This window comes from Streptomyces sp. MB09-01, assembly GCF_033794505.1.
In the GTDB taxonomy this organism is placed as follows: Bacteria; Actinomycetota; Actinomycetes; order Streptomycetales; family Streptomycetaceae; genus Streptomyces.
Genome location: NZ_JARAYQ010000078.1, coordinates 12,957 through 32,855, shown reverse-complemented (window position 1 = coordinate 32,855; position 19,899 = coordinate 12,957). Strand labels below are relative to the sequence as shown.

Annotated in this window: 23 protein-coding genes and 1 pseudogene; 12 read left to right on the top strand and 12 right to left on the bottom strand. The window is 70.2% G+C overall.

What is annotated here, in order from left to right; translation table 11 throughout:
• The first annotated feature begins 249 nt into the window (after positions 1 to 249).
• Together PV721_RS18450 and hemB are read left to right on the top strand one after the other, a co-directional pair.
• Positions 250 to 1,584 carry an ankyrin repeat domain-containing protein gene (locus PV721_RS18450; RefSeq protein ID WP_319725558.1) on the top strand — a complete coding sequence of 445 codons (1,335 nt, stop codon included), beginning with the start codon at positions 250 to 252 and terminating at the stop codon, positions 1,582 to 1,584.
• Positions 1,585 to 1,706: 122 nt separating this feature from the next.
• Positions 1,707 to 2,708 carry a porphobilinogen synthase gene (hemB, locus tag PV721_RS18445; RefSeq protein WP_319725554.1) on the top strand — a complete coding sequence of 334 codons (1,002 nt, stop codon included), beginning with the start codon at positions 1,707 to 1,709 and terminating at the stop codon, positions 2,706 to 2,708.
• A gap of 9 nt (positions 2,709 to 2,717) precedes the next feature.
• On the opposite strand, the gene PV721_RS18440 is transcribed toward hemB, so the two are convergent.
• On the bottom strand, positions 2,718 to 3,062 hold the full coding sequence (locus PV721_RS18440) for a hypothetical protein (protein WP_319725551.1): 345 nt from the start codon (positions 3,060 to 3,062) through the stop codon (positions 2,718 to 2,720).
• Between the two features lie 127 nt (positions 3,063 to 3,189).
• On the opposite strand from PV721_RS18440, the gene PV721_RS18435 reads away from it, so the two are divergent.
• The 8 genes from PV721_RS18435 (at position 3,190) to PV721_RS18400 (ending at position 8,243) form a co-directional block, all read left to right on the top strand.
• Positions 3,190 to 3,579: a WXG100 family type VII secretion target gene (locus PV721_RS18435; protein WP_319725548.1), complete on the top strand. Its 390-nt coding sequence runs from the start codon at positions 3,190 to 3,192 to the stop codon at positions 3,577 to 3,579.
• Between the two features lie 23 nt (positions 3,580 to 3,602).
• On the top strand, positions 3,603 to 3,908 hold the full coding sequence (locus tag PV721_RS18430) for a WXG100 family type VII secretion target (protein WP_319725546.1): 306 nt from the start codon (positions 3,603 to 3,605) through the stop codon (positions 3,906 to 3,908).
• Positions 3,908 to 5,701 (top strand): RNase A-like domain-containing protein, encoded by a 1,794-nt coding sequence (locus PV721_RS18425; protein ID WP_319725544.1) that lies wholly within the window; start codon positions 3,908 to 3,910, stop codon positions 5,699 to 5,701. The genes PV721_RS18430 and PV721_RS18425 overlap by 1 nt, the downstream gene beginning before the upstream one ends.
• Positions 5,702 to 5,717: 16 nt before the next feature.
• Entirely contained in the window at positions 5,718 to 6,305 is a 588-nt protein-coding gene (locus tag PV721_RS18420) for a hypothetical protein (protein ID WP_319725542.1), read from the top strand.
• A gap of 19 nt (positions 6,306 to 6,324) precedes the next feature.
• Positions 6,325 to 6,900, top strand: coding sequence for a hypothetical protein (locus tag PV721_RS18415; protein ID WP_319725538.1), 576 nt, complete (start codon positions 6,325 to 6,327; stop codon positions 6,898 to 6,900).
• 12 nt (positions 6,901 to 6,912) lie between these two features.
• The gene (locus PV721_RS18410) at positions 6,913 to 7,212 is read left to right on the top strand and encodes an RNase A-like domain-containing protein (protein ID WP_319725536.1); all 300 of its coding nucleotides are present in this window, start codon (positions 6,913 to 6,915) and stop codon (positions 7,210 to 7,212) included.
• 12 nt (positions 7,213 to 7,224) lie between these two features.
• Positions 7,225 to 7,881 (top strand): contact-dependent growth inhibition system immunity protein, encoded by a 657-nt coding sequence (locus PV721_RS18405; protein ID WP_319725534.1) that lies wholly within the window; start codon positions 7,225 to 7,227, stop codon positions 7,879 to 7,881.
• 89 nt (positions 7,882 to 7,970) lie between these two features.
• A complete protein-coding gene (locus PV721_RS18400; RefSeq protein WP_030721318.1) occupies positions 7,971 to 8,243 on the top strand; it encodes a DUF1876 domain-containing protein in 273 nt (90 codons plus the stop codon).
• 51 nt (positions 8,244 to 8,294) lie between these two features.
• On the opposite strand, the gene PV721_RS18395 is transcribed toward PV721_RS18400, so the two are convergent.
• Both PV721_RS18395 and PV721_RS18390 read right to left on the bottom strand, forming a co-directional pair.
• Positions 8,295 to 9,050 carry an ABC transporter permease gene (locus tag PV721_RS18395; protein WP_319725530.1) on the bottom strand — a complete coding sequence of 252 codons (756 nt, stop codon included), beginning with the start codon at positions 9,048 to 9,050 and terminating at the stop codon, positions 8,295 to 8,297.
• Complete coding sequence (locus PV721_RS18390; protein ID WP_319725528.1) at positions 9,047 to 9,982, bottom strand: ABC transporter ATP-binding protein; 936 nt, start codon at positions 9,980 to 9,982, stop codon at positions 9,047 to 9,049. Before PV721_RS18390 ends, PV721_RS18395 begins: the two co-directional genes overlap by 4 nt.
• 111 nt (positions 9,983 to 10,093) lie before the next feature.
• On the opposite strand from PV721_RS18390, the gene PV721_RS18385 reads away from it, so the two are divergent.
• Positions 10,094 to 10,876, top strand: a complete 783-nt coding sequence (locus PV721_RS18385) for a TetR/AcrR family transcriptional regulator (RefSeq protein WP_319725525.1) — start codon at positions 10,094 to 10,096, stop codon at positions 10,874 to 10,876.
• A gap of 2 nt (positions 10,877 to 10,878) precedes the next feature.
• Here the strand turns inward: PV721_RS18385 and PV721_RS18380 are convergent, their stop codons facing one another.
• From PV721_RS18380 to PV721_RS18365, 4 genes are all read right to left on the bottom strand, one after another.
• Positions 10,879 to 11,649 (bottom strand): alpha-ketoglutarate-dependent dioxygenase AlkB, encoded by a 771-nt coding sequence (locus PV721_RS18380; RefSeq protein WP_319725523.1) that lies wholly within the window; start codon positions 11,647 to 11,649, stop codon positions 10,879 to 10,881.
• Positions 11,633 to 12,865, bottom strand: coding sequence for a hypothetical protein (locus tag PV721_RS18375; protein WP_319725521.1), 1,233 nt, complete (start codon positions 12,863 to 12,865; stop codon positions 11,633 to 11,635). The genes PV721_RS18380 and PV721_RS18375 overlap by 17 nt, the downstream gene beginning before the upstream one ends.
• Positions 12,866 to 12,950: 85 nt before the next feature.
• Positions 12,951 to 13,130, bottom strand: coding sequence for a DUF397 domain-containing protein (locus tag PV721_RS18370; RefSeq protein WP_319725519.1), 180 nt, complete (start codon positions 13,128 to 13,130; stop codon positions 12,951 to 12,953).
• Positions 13,127 to 13,912: a helix-turn-helix domain-containing protein gene (locus PV721_RS18365; RefSeq protein ID WP_319725517.1), complete on the bottom strand. Its 786-nt coding sequence runs from the start codon at positions 13,910 to 13,912 to the stop codon at positions 13,127 to 13,129. The genes PV721_RS18370 and PV721_RS18365 overlap by 4 nt, the downstream gene beginning before the upstream one ends.
• Positions 13,913 to 13,974: 62 nt before the next feature.
• Here PV721_RS18365 and PV721_RS18360 point away from each other — a divergent pair.
• Positions 13,975 to 14,373 (top strand): annotated as a pseudogene (locus PV721_RS18360) (ATP-binding protein); the annotation flags it as partial.
• Here the strand turns inward: PV721_RS18360 and PV721_RS18355 are convergent.
• The 5 genes from PV721_RS18355 to argS form a co-directional block, all read right to left on the bottom strand.
• Positions 14,361 to 14,870 (bottom strand): DUF3995 domain-containing protein, encoded by a 510-nt coding sequence (locus PV721_RS18355; RefSeq protein ID WP_319725514.1) that lies wholly within the window; start codon positions 14,868 to 14,870, stop codon positions 14,361 to 14,363. The pseudogene PV721_RS18360 and the gene PV721_RS18355 overlap by 13 nt on opposite strands.
• 82 nt (positions 14,871 to 14,952) lie before the next feature.
• Positions 14,953 to 15,750 carry a VOC family protein gene (locus PV721_RS18350; protein WP_319725563.1) on the bottom strand — a complete coding sequence of 266 codons (798 nt, stop codon included), beginning with the start codon at positions 15,748 to 15,750 and terminating at the stop codon, positions 14,953 to 14,955.
• 257 nt (positions 15,751 to 16,007) lie between these two features.
• Entirely contained in the window at positions 16,008 to 16,313 is a 306-nt protein-coding gene (locus PV721_RS18345) for a DUF6247 family protein (protein WP_319725512.1), read from the bottom strand.
• A gap of 156 nt (positions 16,314 to 16,469) precedes the next feature.
• Complete coding sequence (locus tag PV721_RS18340; protein WP_319725510.1) at positions 16,470 to 17,975, bottom strand: hypothetical protein; 1,506 nt, start codon at positions 17,973 to 17,975, stop codon at positions 16,470 to 16,472.
• 151 nt (positions 17,976 to 18,126) lie between these two features.
• Positions 18,127 to 19,896 carry an arginine--tRNA ligase gene (gene argS / locus PV721_RS18335; protein ID WP_319725508.1) on the bottom strand — a complete coding sequence of 590 codons (1,770 nt, stop codon included), beginning with the start codon at positions 19,894 to 19,896 and terminating at the stop codon, positions 18,127 to 18,129.
• Positions 19,897 to 19,899 lie beyond the last annotated feature (3 nt).

The window sequence follows — 19,899 nt, the reverse complement described above, 5'->3', positions numbered from 1 at the left end:
GGACGCTCCCCGCAGGGCGCCGAACGTGGCAGGGGGTCGGAGGGCCGGGCCGTGTTGCGTTCGGCGCCCTGCGGGGAGCGTCCCGGCACACACCCGTCCCCGCCGGAGCCGCCCCCTGGGCACACGGCCGCGCCGAAGCCGCGCCGGGGCCGGCCCTGGGGGCCGGGTGCGGAGCGGCACCCGGCCGCAATCCGGTTGTGCCTGTGCTCCGGTCCCGTGGAGGATCACGGCCGGACGAAGGGGGGACGGATGACGGGACTGGACGTCCGACTGGCGGCGGCGGTACGGGTGGGGGACGCCGAGGAGGTGCGCGCCCTGATCGAGGCGGGAGCGGACCCGGACGCGGCGGACACCGACGGGCTGCCGGTGCTCTGTGCGGCGGTGCAGGCGTTCGCGCACGAGGTGGCCGAGACCCTGGTGGAGGGCGGCGCGGACCCGGACCGGCAGCTGCCGGACGGTACGACCCCGCTGCTGCGGGCCGTCGAGGGCGGCTCCCCGGCGACGGTCTCGGCGGTCAACCGCGGGGCGCTGCGGCTGCCGCAGGAACAGCGGGAGCGGCTGCTCGCCACGGCCCGGCACTGGTACGAGACGGGCGCGGAGACGGAACTGCGCCGCCGGACCGGCGTGCAGGGCCCGGCGCGCACCGGTCGCGTGCAGGACGGCGAGTACCTCCACGTCGACACGGTCACGCTCGGCGGGTGGACCGTACGGGCCGGGCACGGAGCGGTCCTCACCGACCTGGAGCAGGAGCTGCGGATCCCGACGCCGGTGGAGGAGCTGGTGGCCCGTGCCGTGCGGCACGCGGACGACCACGTCGACTGGTCCGCCTCCTGCTGGGCCCTGGCCTCCCGGCGGAGCGCCGAGACGTGGTCGCAGGTGCTGGCGTTCCACCGGCACCCCTCACCCGTGCACCGCGCCTTCGTCCTCGACTTCCTGGGCTACGGGGCGGTGCAGGCGGGCTTGAGCATGCACGCGCGCTGGTACGAGCGGGAGCGGGGCCGGCTGCTCGCCTCCTGGGCGCAGACGGAGACCGACGGCGGTGTCCTGGCCGACGTGCTCGCGCTCATGTCCCGCGAGGAGAATCCGGACGCACCGGCCATAGGGCTGCGTCACGCGGGGCATCCGGATCCGCGGGTGCGCCGGGAGGTGCCCGCCCTCTTCGACCCGCCGTGGACCGGCACGGCCGCCACGGCCCTGCGCGTCCTCGCGAGCGACTCGGAACCGGCGGTGCGTGCCGCCGCCGCGGACGCACTGGGCCGGCCGGAGGTGTGGTCGGGGGAAGACCGGGAGCTGCTGGTCTCCCTGTTCCGGGACCCGGACCCGCAGGTGCGGAGCACGGCCTCCTACGCCGTGGCCTCGGGCCGCGACCGCTCACCGGCCGTCACCGAGGCCCTGTTCGGACTCCTTGCCGCAGACGAGCAGATGATGCGCCTGAACGGGGCGTTCGGTCTCGCCCTGCGGGACGACCCGCGCACACCCGAGGCGTACGGGCGGGTGGGGCCACAGGGCCGGGAGTACGAGCACGACCACCGCTGGGACGGCCTGTGGCGGTGGAGCATCCGAAACGAGCGGGACTATGACTAGGGGGTGTCCCGGGCGGCCCGGGCGGCTGCCCCCACCGCCGCTCGCCGCCCCGCGCGGACGCGTCCCGCGCGGGCTCTAGGCTGGGGGCGACTGCTGTCGATGCTCGAAGAGGCGACTGGAACATGAGCACGTACGGATCCTTCCCCGGCTCGCGGCCCCGCCGGCTGCGCACCACCCCGGCGATGCGGCGGATGGTCGCGGAGAACCGGCTGCACCCCTCGGACCTGATCCTCCCCGCGTTCGTACGGGAGGGCATCAGCGAGCCCCTGGCGATCTCGGCGATGCCGGGCGTCGTCCAGCACACCCGGGACACGCTGCGGAAGGCCGCCGTGGAGGCGGTCGAGGCGGGGGTCTCGGGGATCATGCTGTTCGGTGTTCCGGCCGACGAGAACAAGGACGCGCTGGGCACGGCGGGCACCGAGCCGGACGGGATCCTGCAGGTCGCGATCCGCGATGTGAAGGCCGAGGTCGGGGACGACCTGGTGATCATGTCGGACCTGTGCCTGGACGAGTACACCGACCACGGGCACTGCGGCGTGCTGGACGAGCACGGGCGGGTGGACAACGACGCGACGCTGGAGCGGTACGCCGAGATGGCGCAGGTCCAGGCCGACGCGGGCGTCCATGTGGTCGGACCCAGCGGGATGATGGACGGTCAGGTCGGGGTCATCCGCGACGCGCTGGACGAGACCGGGCACGAGGACGTGTCCATCCTGGCGTACACGGCGAAGTACTCGTCGGCCTTCTACGGGCCCTTCCGCGAGGCCGTCGCCTCCTCGCTCCAGGGCGACCGCAAGACCTACCAGCAGGACCCGGCGAACGCGCGGGAGTCCCTGCGGGAGCTCGCCCTCGACCTGGAGGAGGGCGCCGACATGGTGATGGTCAAGCCGGCCGGGCCCTACCTCGACATCCTGTACCGGGTCGCGCAGGCGGTGGACGTCCCCGTGGCGGCGTACCAGATCAGCGGCGAGTTCGCGATGATCGAGGCGGCGGCGGAGAAGGGCTGGATCGAGCGGGACCGGGCCATCCTGGAGACCCTGCTGGGCATCAAGCGGGCGGGCGCCGACACGATCCTCACCTACTGGGCGACCGAGGTCGCCGGCTGGCTGCGCGAAACCCGCTGACGGACCGTTCTACGGCCAGTCGACGAGGCCGTGGAAGACGACGAAGTCGAGGACGACGGCGGCCGGAGCGGTCACCGCGAACCACACCCTGGCGGCGGCGTGGCGCCGCTGCCAGGGCAGCGCACACGCGGCGAGCAGCAGGACCATGACCACGGCCAGGCCGGACCCCAACACCGGGAAGGCGATGCCGTAGGAGGCGTCGAACCGGTCGCTCGCCGCGTCGCCGCAGGAGTCGCAGGCCATCGGCGACAGCCCGACGAAGAAGAACGCGACGGCCGCGAGCGGCAGCGTCAGCAGGGTGGAGGCGAGCGGCGCGAGGAACGCGCGGGGGTGGCGGGCGGTGTCCGGGGTCACGGATCCACTGGACTCCGCCGAAAGAGCCCGAACATGAGTGCGCGTACTCAGGTGAATGGCCCGCTGACCTGCGAACCTCGTAGGCGTACGTGCGTATGTGGCACGGCAGCGCCAACGAGGGGTGGACATGACGGACGGCGATCTCAAGGTCTCGGAGGACGGCCTCACCAAGCTCGCTGACGATCTCGATCAGATGCAGGGTCATCTGGAGCGTCAGATCCGCGACATGGACCGGGTGGTCGACAGCATCGCGGCGGGCTGGCAGGGTCCCACGGCCACGGCGTACCGCGCCCTGCACCGGGGAGCCGCCGAGGACGCCGTGCGGATCCGGCAGGTGCTCTCCCTGCTCGAAGAAGCCACCAGGGCCTCCCGCGACGGCTTCACGGCCCAGGAACTCGAGGTGCTGGCCGCGTTCAAGCGCGTTCAGGGCAAGGAGGACGTGTCCGCGTCCGCCGAGGAGTTGACCGTGCCCGACCAGACTCCAGCGGCTCCGCACAGCCGCCTGCAGGACATCTGAGAGCAGCGAGGAACAGCACCACCATGTCGGACGACGACCGGATCACTGTCGATTTCGCCACCCTGCAGCGCCTGTCGGGGGACCTGGAGGCGATCCTCAAGGACCTGAACGAGAAACTGGACCTGCTGTACGGGCGCACCAAGAAGGCCGTTCTGAGCTGGGACGGCGAGGCCCGGCAGGCCTTCATCGACGAGCTGGACAAATGGGACCGCTCGGCCCAGGACCTCAAGGCCGCGCAGGCCTGGCTGCACGAGGTCGTGGTCAAGGGCCACCTCAACTACGCCGCGGCGAACAAGTCGGTGCTGCAGGGCTGGGGAGGCGGTGCCTGATGGCCGGACCCACTCCGGGCCCCGGCCCGGCGCAGCCGCCCGCCGGGGGCGGCAACATCGACGTCAAGCCGTCGCTCGTCTGGACCGTCTCCGGCCGGGTCGCCAGGGCGCAGGACCCCATGATGCGCGGTGCGAACACGCTCGTGAAGGAGCTGCAGGAGTACCCGGACGCCGGCGGTGCGGGCCCTGAGGCCGAGAAGTTCGCGCAGGCCTACAAGAAGATCGGCAACCGTTGGCTGGAGGTGTGGGGCAAGAGCGTGGTCAGCGTCGGCGGCGTCGCCGTCGGCTTCACGGAGACCGCCAACGCCTACACCAAGGCCGATGCGGCGGCCCACCCCAAGCCCGGAAAGGCCCCGGAGCAGCGCCCGTTGCCCACGGTCATCGACAAGGAGCCCAGGTTCGGCAGCGTCCCCGACATCAAGTGGGGTGACGACGACGGCGGTGACGACTTCATCCGCGGTGCGATGGAGGGCATACCGGAGATCGTCCGGGACATCCTGCAGCCCGTCGCGAAGAACGTCTTCCGCGTCGGCAAGGTGGCGGACGTACACCCCTTCCCGCAGCAGCACTACCTCAACTCGCACTGCCACAGCTGGATGAACGCCTCGACCGTGGTGACCGGCGCGGCGGACGAACTGACCATGGCCGTCGGCCAGATCACCAACCACCAGCGGGCGGACTGGGAAGCCGCCATGCGGACGTTCTGCAGCGCGCTGTGGGGCGGGACGGCTTGGGGTCAGTCCCGGCACGGCTACCAGTGGGCGCACACCACCGGCCCGCACGACGCCAAGGTGGCCACGGGCAGCCAGCCGGTGATGGGCGTGCTGAAGGACGTGGCGATCAAGATCAGCGACTGCCTGCGCGAGTACGCGGAAGCCGCTGTCGAGCTGAACCACGACCTCTTCGAAGAGCTCAAGCGGGCCATGAGGGAGGCCGCCACGAGCATCCTCGACGACCTGGAGAAGGCCAAGGACAAGCCCAGCCTCAAGACCATCGCCGGTGCGGTCACCAGCGTGGTCAGCGGGGTCGGCGGGGCCACCGGACTCCTGCTGAAGTTCGACGTCAACACGGTCCTGAAGCTGGACAAGGCCAAGCTGAACCGGATCGTGGACAAGTACACCGGCATTCTGGACGGCCTCACCACGCGCATGGACGCGCTCAAGGACGTCCTGGACGAAGCGCACAGGAGCGCCCCTAAGTTCGAGGCCGGCGTCGCCCGCGCCCAAGGCTTCGGCGCCCGCTCCCTGGAGGACTTCAAGACCACCTCACAGACCTGGCTGAAGGTCGACTCGGCCACCGGCAAGTACACCCTGGACCTGGCCGCCAACGAATGGATGGCGGACGGTCACACCCTCGACAAGCACGTGGGCAAGACGGACGAGCAGCTGGCGCAGCGCCTGCGCGACCAGCAGGGGGGCGGCCCGACCACGGCCTGGCCGCACGGCAAGCCGAAGCCGAGCGCCTCCTCGGCCTTCCCGAACTACCAGCGGGCGCAGGAACTCACCCAGTACAACCTCAACGAGAACGCCGCGGCGATCGAGGCCTGGATCAAGGGTCCGCCGCCACCGCCCGAGGGGGATGTCGAGCCCTTTGCGTCGACAGCGCCCAATGGCGAGGTCAGCGGCCGCAGCGTGAGCAAGCAGCCGACCAATCCGGCCGATCCGCTGTCCGGATTCAAGCAGGGCGGCATCAACGCCGAGGCGGCCGATGTGACGGGCATCGAGACGAGGCTCAAGTACGACAGCAGCCGCAATCCTCCGTTCACCGTCATGACGTCCATGCCCAGCAAGTGAGAAAGGCCCTTTGAAGATGTCCATCGACCAGGCGTCCTGGGAAGCGGCGGTACGGCACCTTTACGAGGACGGGTGCGCGTTCAACGCCACCGGTCCTCGCAAGCACGAGGACTGGCGGGCCGACGTGCTCGCCGTCATGGAGCGCGCCGTCCCCGACCCGCGCGGCTGGATCGGGCTCGACGACACCGCGGACTACCCTTATCGGACGGAGCTGCCCGCCTTCCCGTTCTGCCGCCCGTCCTTCAGGGCCGATCCGTCCCGCCCGCTCACCCCGGCCGACGTCGGGGAACGGTTGCACGAGATCGACCGTGCGAGCGCCGAGAACCTCCTGCTCGCGCTCACCGACGACGGCTGCACCCTGCGGAACCTCGAAAGGTTCACCGAGAGCTTCGAAGAGCTGCAGGACATGACCCGCACCATCCTCGCCCGCTACGGGGACACGTTCACCTGCTACACCAACGTGAGCTCTGTCGGGCACATCGGCACGCTGAACTTCGGGAAGCCCATGGGCTGGTCGCCTATGACCTTCTACGGGGAGGACTGCGGCCTGGTCGTCGTCTCCGACACCGAGGTCGGGCTGTTCTGGGCATTCGGCGACATCTGAGCCCTGAGAGGAGGATTCCATGCCGACCCGATCCACCGAGGCCGCCACCTGGGACGCTGCGCTGCCACGGCTCTTGGAGGACGTCTACACCTTCGCCAGGAGCGGCCCCCGGTTGCACGAGGACTGGGCCGAGGACGTCCGCGCCGTCATGGAGCGGTCGGTCGCCGACCCGCGGGGCTGGTCCGCCGTGGAATGGCAGATGGACAACGCGGTGCGGGAGAGCGGCTATCCCTTCTACCCGTTCCGTGCGCTGACCGCCGAGGACCTGCGCTCCGGGCTCCGGCCGGTCACGGCCGGCGCCGCCGTCGAGCTGCTCGCCTCGCTCGCGCAGGAGTGGTTCTTCGAGGGCTCCCCGGTCCGGTCCCGGGAGGACCGGGACACAGTGCTCGCGGACGCCCGGACCGTACTGGACCGGTTCGGCCCCGACGCGGCGTTCTGGACCTCCTCCGACCTCGCCCGCGGCTCCGAGGCGCCCGACTTCCTGGCGCGGGACCTGGAAGGCGGCCACCCCTTCACCGACCACATGATGGATCTCGGCCTGATCGCGGTGTCCGCGGACGAGGTCGGCGTCTTCTGGTCGTTCAACGCGAATTGAGACAATGATCCGATGCTGACCCGATCCGCCACCTACCCCGACCGGGAGACCGCCCAGTGGGCCACCCAGCAGGTGGTGACCGCCAACGAGCAGGTCATCCACCGCTGGCTCGCCCAGGGGACGCGGGCCCGCCTCACCCTCGAGGCCGCCTGGCCGTCCCGTGAGGAGCCCGTCGGCCGGGTCCAGCTGGAGGCGATGCTGCTCGCCGGACTGGAACCCGTCGAGGTCCGCGCCGCCCGCGTCGTCCTGCGCCGTGAGCCCGCCAGCCCGTACGGATTCGTCGTCCTGACGACCGTCCCGTTCTACCCGTAGAGGCAACCCACCGTGTCCATGAAGCCACTCGAACACGACCGGCGCTACGGCGAGCTCGATCAGGTGATGCGCGCCTACCTCGGCCAGCCCGCGGACGACACGGCGGAGCAGCGCAGCCGCGCGCTGGACGCCTACCTGCGCCACACCTGGCACACCCGCCCCTGGGCCATCGCGGAGGCGGAGCACCAGCTGCGCGAGTACGGCCGCAACCCTCCGGGGCGCCTGCGGATCGACCTCGGCGAGTTCTACGCCGTCCCCGACGTCGGGATCCCGCAGTCCGCGATCGGCGACTGGCTCTTGGTCCTCGCCGACCACCTCAAACAGAGCATCGAGGACGGCGAGGTGCCGCCGCCGGCCAACCCGCAGACGCACTGGGAGTGGCACGCACGGTTCCCGGAGACCGCGCAGCTGCTGGGCGGCTGGTTCTCGCAGGACATCGTCGACGAGTTCCCCGACCACGAGGCGGCGGTCGCGGACTACGCCGCCACCACCGACCCCCAGCTCGTCGCCCGCCTCGTCGGCGAGCTCCACGAACTGATCGCCCTCCCGCTGGACGAGGGCGACTACGCCCTGGCCGCCGCTGAGCTCGGCATGGAGGTCAACCCGCCCGAGCCGTTCTCGTACGGAGCGTGGTTCCGGACGGTGGCGGCGACCCTGACCGCCGGCTGACGGCCGGGAGCCGGCGGGCTCCCGGCTCGCGCCGCCCCTGCCGCGGGCGCACCCTGGAGGGAAGGGTGACCCCCTGGAGGTGATGCACCATGGCCACGCTCGTCGGGTGGCATGTGGAGCTCGAATTCACCGAGGAGGGCCACCGCACCAGTGCGGCGGCCCTGGTCAGACTCGGGGACGGCTCCGAGATCAAGGCGCGGGGCTACGCCCTGCGTCACCCCTCCGACCCGGAGCAGCTGAGGGTCGGGGAAGAGATCGCGGGCGCTCGCGCGCTCATGGATCTCGCGTCGCAGATGCTGCAGAAGGCCCACGCCGAGATCGACGAGGCGACGGGCCGGCATTCCTACCCGCTCAATGGCTGAGCGGGTACGCGCCGTCGGCGTGCCGAGGGGCTTCTCCTGGTGAGGAGCCCCTCAGCGGGTCCGGCTGCGGAACAGGACCGCGGACAGGGCCACGGCCACGGCCGTGATGCCAGCGCACCAGGTCAGGGCCACCCAGGGAGCTTCACCCGCGGGCTGCGCCAGGAGCAGGGCGCGCAGGGATTCGATCACGGGGGTCAGCGGCTGGTGGTCGGCGAAGCCGTGCAGCCAGCCGGGCATGGTGTCGATGGGGACGAAGGCGCTGGACGGGTACGGCAGGAACATCATCAGGAAGGTGAAGCCGCCCGCCGCCTCGGGGGACTTGGCGAGCAGGCCGAGTGCGGCGGCCAGCCACGAGATCGCCGTGATGTACGTGAGCAGCAGGCCGGCCGCGGCGAGGAAGGCGGCCGGGCCCGCCTGGGGCCGGAAGCCGATCGCGAGGGCCACGGCGAGGACCAGGGTGGTGGAGATCAGGTTGCGCACCACGGAGGCCGCGACGTGCCCGGCGAGGACCGGGATGCCGCCGATGTCGAGGGAGCGGAAGCGGTCGATGACGCCGTTCGTCATGTCCTCGGCGACGCTGACGGCGGTGGAGGCCGCGCCGAAGCCCGCGCAGAGCAGCATGGCGCCGGGCACCACGTACGTCACGTACGCCGTCCCGGTGTCGATGGCGCCGCCGAAGAAGTAGACGAAGATCAGCATCAGCATGACGGGCAGCATCAGGGCGGCGATCAGCGCGTCGGGCCGGCGGCTGCTGATGCGCAGGCTGCGGCCGGCCAGGGCGATGGCGCTCACGGGCACGGCGGTCATCGGTCGGCTCCCGTCAGGGTGAGGAACACGTCGTCGAGGGTGGCGCTGCGGACGGCGAAGCGGTCGATGTCGGTGCGGTCCGGGTCGAGTTCGTCGAGCAGGGCACGGACGTGGGCGGCGGTGCCGTCGGTGGGAAGGCCGAGGGTGAGCGCGTCGGGGTCGAGGTGGACGGCGCGCGGCGCGAGGGCCTCGTAGGCGGCGCCGGTGGTGAGGGTCAGGTCCAGGCGGTGTCCGGCGACGCGGGCCTTGAGTGCGGCCGGGGTGCCCTCGGCGGCGATGCGGCCGGCGGAGAGGACGGCGACGCGGTCGGCGAGCCGGTCGGCCTCCTCCAGGTACTGGGTGGTGAGCAGGACGGTGGTGCCGTCGGCGCGCAGTTCCCGTACGAGGTCCCAGAGGTCCTGGCGGCTGCGCGGGTCGAGGCCGTTGGTCGGCTCGTCCAGGAAGAGCACCTCGGGACGGGAGACGAGGCTCGCGGCGAGGTCGAGGCGGCGGCGCATGCCGCCGGAGTAGGTCTTCGCGGTGCGGCCGGCGGCCTCGGTGAGGCCGAAGCGGGTGAGGAGTTCGTCGGCGCGGGTGCGGGCGGCGCGCGGGGAGAGCCCGGCGAGGCGCCCCATCATGCGCAGGGTCTCCGTGCCGGTAAGGAGCTCGTCGAGGGCGGCGAACTGGCCGGTGAGGGAGATCAGTTCGCGGACGCGGGCCCGTGCGGTGACGGTGTCGTGTCCGGCGACGCGGACGGTTCCGGCGTCGGCGGCGGTGAGGGTGGCGAGGATCCGGACCGTGGTGGTCTTGCCGGCGCCGTTGGGGCCGAGGAGGGCGAGGACGGTCCCGCGCGGGACAGCGAGGTCGATGCCGTCGAGGACGCGGAGGTCGCCGTAGGACTTGGTCAGACCGGTGGCGTGGATGCCGAAGTCCCCGGAGGCGTGCGTGGTCATGGGGATGTGCTCCCTTCCCAGCTGCTGTTTCAGCTTCTGCGTATGCCTTACGCTCTTCTGTGTAAGTAATACACAGAACTAGGATGGGGGTCAATCGAGGAGCGGGCGGTCATGGCGGACGAGGACAACGGGACAGGGCTCCCGGCGAGCCTGGAAATGGCCTGGGGCCTGCGCGAACGCCCCGGCAAGGGGCCGCGCCCCACGCTCACGCTGCCGAAGATCGTGGAGGCGGCGGTGGCGCTGGCTGCTGCCGAGGGGGTGGAGGCCGTCTCCATGGGCCGCGTGGCCAAGGAACTGGGCGTCTCGACGATGTCCCTCTACCGGTACGTCGCCGCGAAGGAGGAGCTCTACGTCCTCATGTCGGATGCGGGCGTCGGCGCCCCGCCGCCGCTGCCACCCGAGGCACAGGGGTGGGGCTGGCGCGAGCTGCTCACGGACTGGGCGTACGCGCAGCGGGCCGTCCTGATGGCCAACTCCTGGATCCTGCGCATCCCGATCACCGCCGCGCCCGTCTCCCCGAACCAGCTGGCCTGGATGGACCGGGGCCTCGCCTCCATGGCCGGCACGTGCCTGAAGGAGAGCGAGAAGCTCTCGACGATCATCCTGATCGGGGGCCTGGTGCGGAACGAGGCCACGATGGCCGCCGACATGATGGACGCCATCGTGAAGTCCGGGATCGCCCCGGAGCAGGCGCTCGGCCAGTACGTCCGCACGCTGCGGCTCATGACCGGACCGGACAGCCACCCGGCGGTGACGGGGCTGCTGGACTCGGACGCGTTCTCCGGCTCCGGCGAGCCGGACTTCCAGTTCCGCTTCGGCCTGGACCGGATCCTGGACGGGCTGGCGGCGCTGGTGGCGGGGCGGACGGGGGAGGCTTCGGCGGGCCGCCCTTGAGGTCAGACGGGCGGCAGTAGATCGCTCTCGCTCACGGTGTACGTCAGCGGGGGGTAGACGAAGTCCGTTTCATCGTTCTCGCGGCGCCGTAGTCGGTAGAACTCGCGCCTCTGCTCGTCGTCGGCCGATGTGAGGCGCGCGCCCTGCGGGAGGTACGCATGTCCGTCGCGAAACCGGACGAAGGTCTTCGACGTCCGAAACGTCACGCCCAGCCATTGGTTGTCCACGGTCGGGTCGGGCGTGTCCAGTACGATCTTGTGCTTGAACCGCCGATTCGATTCGACGGAGAACGCGACCACGCTGTTGTGGGTGAGGGTGATCTCGAAGGTGTCGACACCGGACTCCTTTGATTCGAACATCAGCTTCCGTGGTGGACCCGATTCGGGATGCCGGTAGCAGGAGAAGACGGCGATGAAGGACTCTTCGGCCAGATCCAGGGCTTGGTCGGAATGGCTGCCCATGGTTCTGTACGTATTCGTGTAGCTCTCGATGAGAGCGTTGTTGAAGCCGACCGGGATCGCCGTACGTTCTTGAATCTGTTGTGCCAGCCGTTCGTGCACCGCGCGGAAACGCTGCGTCGGGCTGCTGTATTGAGTGGTGGTGCGTACGAGGGGCACGCCCTCCGCCTCGTCGATCCTGGTGAGCACGGCACCTTGCCGGCCCTTTCCTACGTCTTCCAGACGAGCCGACGTGAACAGCTCCGCGAAGAGATCCGGCTCGGCCGACAACGAGTGCGAGATGATCTCGTCCGAGATCCTATGCTCGGGGGGCAACGTAGTCTCCCGTGTTCATGCTGAAGAGGAATTCGTCGCCGTAGTCGATGAAGGACGAGGTCCTGTTCTCCTCGGCGTACAGCCTGCGCAGCTCGTCCATGCCCTCTGGTGTGGGCGGCCCCAGCTTCACCAGATCCCCGGCCGCCTTGAGGAACGTGTGGCCGTTCTTGTGAACGGCTTCGGCGCTCGAACAGCGCACCACGTACCCCAGGCGGGTCGGGAGCGTCTCGGCGCCCAACGTCGAGGGCCGGATTTCGTGCGTGTACAGACGGTTGGTGGACAGCGGCATGAAGAAAACGGAGCCGGGGTAGAGAGTCAGCGTGAACTGCGAGGGGAGCGCGACCCCGTCGATCTCCTCGATCGGCTCCTTGAGGCGAAAGTGGAGTCTGGTCAGCCCGCTGGCACGCTTCACACCGTAGTCGAAGGCGTCTTCGGCCAGGGGATGCAGCTTTTCGAGCCCGTCATAGAAAGTACAGAAGGCCATGATGCCATTGACGGGCATGTCCTTGGTCTTGTCGGCATGGGCCGATATCTTGGCCTTGGACTGCTTGTGCTCGGCCGTGGCAAGGGTGTTGTGGTAGATCTGCGCGAGGACATGATTCAGCGGGGCCTGGTTCCGGAACACGGTGGCGGCCTCGCGATTCAGAGCCTCGACGATGCGGGTGTCGGTCGTGCGAAAGCCCTCGGTGGGCCCCGAGAGATTAGTGGAGCACCGGAGCAGGCGGAAATGCAGTTCGTCACCGTTTTGCTTGACCGGCGTCAGATAGATTCCGCTGCGATGGGCTGTTCCAGGCTTGGTGGACTCCGTCAGGGACTGGAAGGCGTGCTCCGCGCGGATCCGTCCGAAGTGATCGGCGTCGAGGTCGAAGAAGCGGCGGTAGTACACGCCGGCGCCGTGTACCCGGAGGGGAACTCGGCCGAGATCGATGAGGGTCCAAGGTCTGTCGACGTCCTCGTCGTAACCGTGTGACAGCTCCCGGATGACGAACACTCGGGCCGCCGCATCCAGTTGGCGGCCGCTGATCCCGGATAGGTCGCCGCACAGGTAGACGGTCTTCCCTGCGAGGTCCGTCGCACCGGAAGCGAGGTCCTCCGGTGTGATCGTGGACCCGAAGAAGTCCCTGATCAGGTCGTTGTCCTGCAACGTCGAAGGCGCGACCAATATGTTGCTCGCATCATCGATGCAGGCTTCCGTCAGCTCTGTCGTGTCCGTCAAACGGCACCTGCCATTCGCAGATCTTGATCAATTACCCGAACCTTGGACGTGTGGCGATGCCCGTCTGGTTGCTGTCCCGGGTGGGCTATCGGGCAAGCCAGCCGGTCAGCGCCGCCCAGCTCGCCGGTGCGAGCGCCAGGATCGGCCCGTCCTGGACCTTCGAGTCCCGGACGTGGATGGCGCCCGGGCCGGTGGCGAATTCGACGCAGGCGTCGCCGTCGCCGCCGCTGTAGCTGGACTTGAGCCACTTCAGTTCGGCGCTCATAGCTCTCCTAGCAGGCGGTCCAACAGGCCCTGTGTCTGGACGGTGTTGAGGGCCTGAGTCCGCAGCATCGCATATCGGCGAGCCATGATGCTGACCTCGTCGGGGTCTGAGATGAGCCTGCTGCCACGCTGACTCTCGGAGTATCCGAGGTGCTGGTGGGCGGGGGTTTCCAGGAGGATGAAGGGGCCGTCGAGGGCTGCGTGGGCGGCCTGATCCAGCGGCATCACTTGGATGGAAACGTCCGGAAGCTCCGTACAGGCGAGCAAGTGCCTTAGGAGGTTCTCGTGTACGTCTCGGCCGCCGATGCGGTGGCGGACGGCCGGCTCCCAGATGATGAAGCTCAGGGTCGGTGGTGTCTTGCGGTGGAGGATTTCCTGCCGTGCCATGCGGCGGGCAGTCAGATTCTCGACGGTCTCCTCGGGGTGCGCTGGGACGCGGCACTTGAAGAGGGCCCGGGCGTAGCCCTCCGTTTGGAGTAGCCCCGGCACGCGCTGGCCTTCGTACCAGGACAAGGTGATGGCGTTGAGCTCAAGGGTCAGGTATTCCTCGGCCCATGGCGGTGTCGTGTCAATGTCGGGTAGTTCCAGCGCTGCCACGGTCAGGAGGCCCGGCAGGTCCAAGTGCAAGTCCATCAGCTCGGCGACGTTCGGCATCAGTGCCCGGCGTCCCTGCTCGATGGACGCAATGGTCTCCGCGTCCAGCCGGACGAGCTCTCCGAGCTGCTTCTGGGTCAGGTTCTTGGCGATGCGGGCCGCGGCCACCATCGCGCCGACCATCTTCATGGTCGTCGCGTTCGGCCGTACTCGTTTCCTCGGTGGCATGACTGCGAACTCCCCACCCACGCGTGCGGAATACCCCGTGCGGACCCGTACTCATCCATGAGTACGGGTCGGCGCTCAGGCACACGCTAGTCACGCAACGCGACGATCGTCCCGTGAATCCAACTATTCAGGCGGCGCTCGTGCGCGAGCGTCTCTACCTGCGCTCACCCCGATCCGTCGCAGCTGCGCGGCAGTTCACACGTGACACCTTGCGGGCGTGGGGCGTGGACGAACGCCGGGACGACATGTTGCTCTGCGTGAGCGAGCTGGCCACCAACGCCCTGCGGTACGGGGTTCCGCGGGGCCGCGGGTACCTGCTGCGGCTGTTCGGCTTCGAGGACGCGACCCTCCGGGTCGAAGTGCACGACAGCGGGCCGGGGTTTTCCCGGATCACCGGACGCCCGCACGGTCACGGCCTGACGCTCGTGGCCGCGCTCTCCGACGACTGGGGGGCGCTGGCCCGGACGCCGGGGAAGGTCGTCTGGTGCGAGTTCCGCGGAGAGGTGACGGCGAGGCGGGCCGCCGCCCAGGCTGCGGTGAGGCAGAGCGGGGTGTAGAGCGCCAGGTTGAGGGCGTAGAAGGGGGTGTCCGGCGGGCTGTCGAGGAGGCCGGCGGCCCAGCCCAGGCCTGCGAGGCCCCGTACGGTCAGGCCGGCCGCGACCGCGGCGGTGACGGCGCGGGCCGCCCGGCCGCCGCGGCCCCGGGCGCGGGCGAGCACGGCGGTGGCTCCCGTCAGCAGTACGGCGGCCAGGGGCAGCACCGCGGCCGGTCCGAAGGACGTGTCCAGACCGAGGACGGCCAGGGACAGGGCCCGTTCGTCGGCGGCGGGCCAGGTGACGCCGGTGGCCCAGTACAGGTGGAGCAGTCCGTCGGCCGCAAGCAGTGCGGCCACGGCCGTTCCCGCGCGCTTGTTCCTCATGTGAGCCCCCTTCGTGGTGGACGAACCGTCACCGTGAAGGAGGGGGCGCACGGGGAGGACATTCCCTGTGCGCCCGGTCACATCAGCCGACCTGCTCCGGGGCGGTCGCCGTGATCACCGAGAAGACGCCGCCCTGGGGGTCGGCGAGGACGGCCATCCGGCCCGCCACCATGTCGAACGCCGGGGCCATGACGCTGCCTCCGGCCCGTACGGCGGCGGCCTGGATCTCGTCGACGCTGTCCACGTGGAAGTACGGCATCCAGTGCGGCGGCACCCCGGCCGGCAGCTTGGCCAGGTCCATCATTCCGCCGACCGCGCGGTCGCCGACCTTGAATTCGGTGTAGTCCCCGGCGTCCGGCATCGTGGACCGGGCCGTGGTGACGGGCAGGATCGCGGTGTAGAAGGCGGCCGCGGCGGGGACGTCGGCGGTGTTCAGCTCGTTCCAGATGAGGGCGCCGTGCTCGTTGACGATGCCGGCGCCGTCGAAGGTGCCGGCCTCCCACAGGCCGACGACGGCGCCCGTGGGGTCGGTGATCACGGCCATCCGGCCGAGGTCCATGACGTCCATCGCGCCCATCATCACCGTGCCGCCGGCGTCGGTGACCGACTTGAGGGTGGAGTCGAGGGAGTCGGTGGCCAGGTAGGTGGTCCACGCGACCGGCGGCATCGGGTCCGGGACGGTGCCGTCCGGGTTGCTCGCCTTCATGATGCCGGCGACCGGCATGCCCTTGAGGGTGCAGACGGAGTAGCCGCCCTGCTCGGCCGGGCCGATCTCGCCCTGCCAGCCGAAGAGGCCGCTGTAGAAGTCGAGGGCCGCCTGCTGGTCGGGGACCATCAGGTCGATCCAGCAGGGAGTGCCAGGCTTGTAAGGGCCGTTCATGTCGGGCACGGGTGCCTCCGGGAGCGGATGGGGGACGGACGGGCCGTCCCCTACCCGGCCCGTACGGCCCGAATCGGGCCGTACGGGTGACGCCCGCGAGGCGCGGCGGGCCGCCGTCGAGGGGAAGCGGTGACAGGGCGAACGTTCTCTGCGGCCGCGTCACACCGCGATCGTGTCGGCGGAGCGCAAGGAGTGCCGCCTACTGCCGGCGTCCTGCGTGCAGTTCACGGCCCGAGGCGGCCCTGTGAACTCCTCGCTCACTCGCCGGGCTCCAGGTCGCGCAGCTCGTGGCGGATGCGCGAGGCCTCGTCGAGAAGTTTGCGGGCCGCTTCGGCGTCCGTGGCCTCGGCTGCCCGGGCTTCGAGGTCGTTGACGCGGCGGTCGAGTTCGGGGTCGCGCGCGAGGGCGTACTCGCCCCACCAGCGGGCCATGAACGCAGGAACGGGCGCGATGTCGTACGCGTCGGCGATCTGCTGCCGCCAGGCGGCGTCGAAGTCCGGCAGGAGGGCCGGGGCATGGGCGGCTATGGCGGCGCGCAGGGCCTTCGGCGTGTACTCCGGCATCGGCGGCACTGATCCGCCGGGCGCAGGCGTCGCGGTCGCATTTCCGGTTCCTCCTCGGATGGGACGTCCTCCACCCTGGCCGTCGGGCTCGGGCCCGGTCCGGACAATGCGACGGCCCCGCCACCCGTGTGGGTGGCGGGGCCGCTACCGAGTGGCTCAGGCGGTGGTGCGACGGCGGCGGCCGGTGCCCGCGACCAGGGCGGCGCCCATGGCGAGGGCCAGGCCCGCGCCGCCGAGGGCCCAGGTGGTGGCCGCGTCGGCGCCGGTGGCGGCGAGCTCGCCGCCGGTGTGGCCGGTGGTGTTGTCGACGATCGGCTTGGAGCCGCCGTTCGGCTTCGGCTGGTTGCCGTTGTCACCGGTGGCCGGGTCGGCGGCGACGATCTTCGTCAGGCGGGACTTGGAGCGCGAGTGCGCCCACGGCGTCGGGGTGTCCGGGCCGACCTGGGAGGAGCCCCAGGAGGAGATGCGCAGGTCGCCGAGCGGCGCGTCGGCCGTCAGGCGGATGCGGACCTGGATGTCGAAGCTCTGGCCGGCCGCGACGGGGCCGCCCGCCAGGTCGACCCCGAGGAACACGCCCTCCTCCTCGTTCCGGATCTCGGCCTCGTGCCAGCCGGCCTTGCCGTTCTTGTCCTTGCTCAGGACCTCGACCTTGACCTGGGAGCTCTTCATCGGGACCCAGTCCGGCCGGGCCAGGACCAGGCCGACGTCGAAGCCGTCCAGGGCCTTCTTGCCGGAGTTGTCGACGCGCACGGACAGGTTGGTCCAGTCGCCGCCGGCCTTGACGGTCTCCGGTACGCCGTTCACCGCGAGCGCGGGGCCCTCGACGAACGGGTCCTCCTCCCCGTCCTCGGCGCCTTCGATCTTGGCGCTGTACCAGCTGCTGGGGCCGTACTTCCAGCCGTCAGCGCTGATGGCCACGGCGTCGGAGGCCATGTCGAAGTTGATGCGCGGGGCGTCCGCGGTGAAGCGGATGCGCACGTCGAGGTCGTAGCTCGCGCCGCGGTCGAGCTCGCCGACGGTACCGATGAAGTAGTCGCTCATGCTGGTGGCGTCGGTTTCGTGGTCGAGCGCCGTGGCGGGCCACCAGTAGCTGCTGCCGTCCGAGCGGACGATGCGCGACTCGATCTCGTAGTGGCTGGCCTTCAGCTTGCCGCCGGCCTTGTCGACCGAGAGGCGGGGCGCGAGCCCGTTGACCCAGTCGCCACCCGAGTTGTCGACCGACACCTTCAGCTGGGTCCAGTCGCCGCCCGGCTTGAAGCCGTTCTTCGGGATGCCCGCGACGGTGACGTCGGGGCCCATCATGATGCCGTCGGAATCGGCGTGCTGCTTGTCCGCGGCGGGCTTGGCGTCCTTCGCGGGCTGCTCGGCGGGCGCCGGGGCCGGGGCCGTCGGGGCGGGCGACTCGACGACGGGCGCCGGCTTGTCCGCGACCGGCGCGGGCTTCTCGGCGACCGGCTTGTCCGCGACGGGCTTCTCGGCGCCGGGCGTCTCGACGACGGGCGTGGTCGGCGCGCCGGCGTCGGCGGTGGCGTCGTCCTTCGGCGCCACGTCAGGAACGATCACGGCCGGCTGGTCGGCGGCCATGGCGGGCGTGGCGGTCAGGATGGTCGGTCCGGCCACGGCGACCGCGGCGACCGCGGCCATGCGCTTGATCTTCTTCACTTGTTTCCCCCCATGCATCTTCTTTTGAACATGATCAGATTAATGGGGGTGGCGGGGAAGTTGACGGCTTAAACATCACGAAACGCCAACGACCCCGGCAGCGGCTGCCGGGGTCGTCGACCTTTGGTGCGTTCTGTCCGGAGTCCGGATGTCAGAGCTTCTCGGGCGTCCGGATCCCGAGGAGGGCCATGCCCTTGGTGAGGGTGCGGGCCGTCAGGTCGCACAGGAACAGGCGGTTCTCGCCGACGACGAGCTCGGGCTCGGGCTTCACGACCGGGCACTGGTCGTAGAACGTCGTGTACAGCGAGGACAGCTGGTAGAGGTACGCGGCCAGCTTGTGCGGGGCGTGCTCCGCGGCCGCCTCGGCGATGAGCTCGCCGAAGTGGTCCAGGTGCAGACCCAGCGCACGCTCGGCCGGGGCCAGCTCCAGCTCCGGGTGGGCCACCGGCTTGCGGTCGCCCGCGTTGCGCATGATGGACCTGATCCGGGCGTACGCGTACTGGAGGTACACCGAGGTGTCGCCGTTGAGCGAGACCATCTGGTCCAGGTCGAACTTGTAGTCCCGCGCGGCCGAGGTGGACAGGTCGGCGTACTTCACCGCGCCGATGCCCACGTACTGGCCGTTCTCGACGATCTCCGCCTCGGTCAGGCCCACCTTCTCGGCCTTGTCGCGCACGACGGCCGTCGCCCGCTCCACGGCCTCGTCCAGCAGGTCCACCAGCCGGACCGTCTCGCCCTCACGGGTCTTGAACGGCTTGCCGTCCTTGCCGAGCACCGTGCCGAAGGCCAGCTGGACGGCCTTGACCTCGTCGTTCAGCCAGCCCGCACGGCGGGCCGTCTCGAAGACCATCTTGAAGTGCAGGGACTGCCGCGCGTCGACCACGTAGATCAGGGTGGTGGCCGACAGGTCCGCGACGCGGTTGCGGATCGCCGACAGGTCGGTGGCCGCGTAGCCGAAACCGCCGTCCGACTTCTGCACGATCAGCGGGGTCGGGTTGCCGTCCGGGCCCTTGACGTCGTCGAAGAAGACGCACAGCGCGCCGTTGGAGCGGACGGCGACGCCCGACTCCTCCAGCAGCTTGCACGTCTCGACCAGCATGTCGTTGTAGCCCGACTCGCCGACCACGTCGGGGTCCTGGATGTCCATGTCCAGCTTGTTGAAGACGGAGTAGAAGTAGATCTTCGACTCGTCCACGAACCGCTGCCAGAGGGAGAGGGTCTCCGGGTCGCCCGCCTGGAGGTCCACCACCCGGGCCCGGGCCCGCGTCTTGAACTCCTCGTCGGAGTCGAAGAGCGCGCGCGAGGCCTTGTACAGGCGGTTGAGGTTGGACATGGCCTCCTCGCCGGAGACCTCCTCGTCCGACTTGTGGTCCAGCTCGTGCGGGTGCTCCAGCAGGTACTGGATGAGCATGCCGAACTGGGTGCCCCAGTCGCCGATGTGGTGGCGACGGACCACCTTCTCGCCCGTGAACTCCAGGATCTCCACCATCGCCGCACCGATCACGGCCGAGCGCAGGTGCCCGACGTGCATCTCCTTGGCGACGTTCGGCTGCGCGTAGTCGATCACCGTGGTGCCCGGGTTCGCCGCGAGCGGGACACCGAGGCGGTCGTCCCCGGCCCGTGCGGCGAGGGTCTCGATGATCGCCCGGTCGGTGATGGTGATGTTGAGGAAGCCGGGGCCGGAGACCTCGATCTCCTGGATCAGGTCACCGGTCGGGATGCCCTCGACCACGGTCGTCGCCAGCTCGCGCGGGTTGGCCTTCGCCTTCTTCGCGAGGGCCAGGATCCCGTTGGCCTGGAAGTCGGCCCGGTCGCTTCGTCGCAGCAGCGGGTCGGCGGCACCGGCCTCCGGCAGGGCGGAGGCGAGAGCGTCCGCGACGCGCTGATTGACGGAAGAAGCGAGGGAAGGGACCGAGGCCATGAG

Bases quoted from the DNA above. Each gene is read 5' to 3' on its own strand.
- PV721_RS18450 (WP_319725558.1), top strand. From the start codon at position 250: ATGACGGGACTGGACGTCCGACTGGCGGCGGCGGTACGGGTGGGGGAC.
- hemB (WP_319725554.1), top strand. From the start codon at position 1,707: ATGAGCACGTACGGATCCTTCCCCGGCTCGCGGCCCCGCCGGCTGCGC.
- PV721_RS18435 (WP_319725548.1), top strand. From the start codon at position 3,190: ATGACGGACGGCGATCTCAAGGTCTCGGAGGACGGCCTCACCAAGCTC.
- PV721_RS18430 (WP_319725546.1), top strand. From the start codon at position 3,603: ATGTCGGACGACGACCGGATCACTGTCGATTTCGCCACCCTGCAGCGC.
- PV721_RS18425 (WP_319725544.1), top strand. From the start codon at position 3,908: ATGGCCGGACCCACTCCGGGCCCCGGCCCGGCGCAGCCGCCCGCCGGG.
- PV721_RS18420 (WP_319725542.1), top strand. From the start codon at position 5,718: ATGTCCATCGACCAGGCGTCCTGGGAAGCGGCGGTACGGCACCTTTAC.
- PV721_RS18415 (WP_319725538.1), top strand. From the start codon at position 6,325: ATGCCGACCCGATCCACCGAGGCCGCCACCTGGGACGCTGCGCTGCCA.
- PV721_RS18410 (WP_319725536.1), top strand. From the start codon at position 6,913: ATGCTGACCCGATCCGCCACCTACCCCGACCGGGAGACCGCCCAGTGG.
- PV721_RS18400 (WP_030721318.1), top strand. From the start codon at position 7,971: ATGGCCACGCTCGTCGGGTGGCATGTGGAGCTCGAATTCACCGAGGAG.
- PV721_RS18395 (WP_319725530.1), bottom strand. From the start codon at position 9,050: ATGACCGCCGTGCCCGTGAGCGCCATCGCCCTGGCCGGCCGCAGCCTG.
- PV721_RS18390 (WP_319725528.1), bottom strand. From the start codon at position 9,982: ATGACCACGCACGCCTCCGGGGACTTCGGCATCCACGCCACCGGTCTG.
- PV721_RS18385 (WP_319725525.1), top strand. From the start codon at position 10,094: ATGGCGGACGAGGACAACGGGACAGGGCTCCCGGCGAGCCTGGAAATG.
- PV721_RS18370 (WP_319725519.1), bottom strand. From the start codon at position 13,130: ATGAGCGCCGAACTGAAGTGGCTCAAGTCCAGCTACAGCGGCGGCGAC.
- PV721_RS18365 (WP_319725517.1), bottom strand. From the start codon at position 13,912: ATGAAGATGGTCGGCGCGATGGTGGCCGCGGCCCGCATCGCCAAGAAC.
- PV721_RS18355 (WP_319725514.1), bottom strand. From the start codon at position 14,870: ATGAGGAACAAGCGCGCGGGAACGGCCGTGGCCGCACTGCTTGCGGCC.
- PV721_RS18350 (WP_319725563.1), bottom strand. From the start codon at position 15,750: ATGAACGGCCCTTACAAGCCTGGCACTCCCTGCTGGATCGACCTGATG.
- PV721_RS18345 (WP_319725512.1), bottom strand. From the start codon at position 16,313: ATGCCGGAGTACACGCCGAAGGCCCTGCGCGCCGCCATAGCCGCCCAT.
- argS (WP_319725508.1), bottom strand. From the start codon at position 19,896: ATGGCCTCGGTCCCTTCCCTCGCTTCTTCCGTCAATCAGCGCGTCGCG.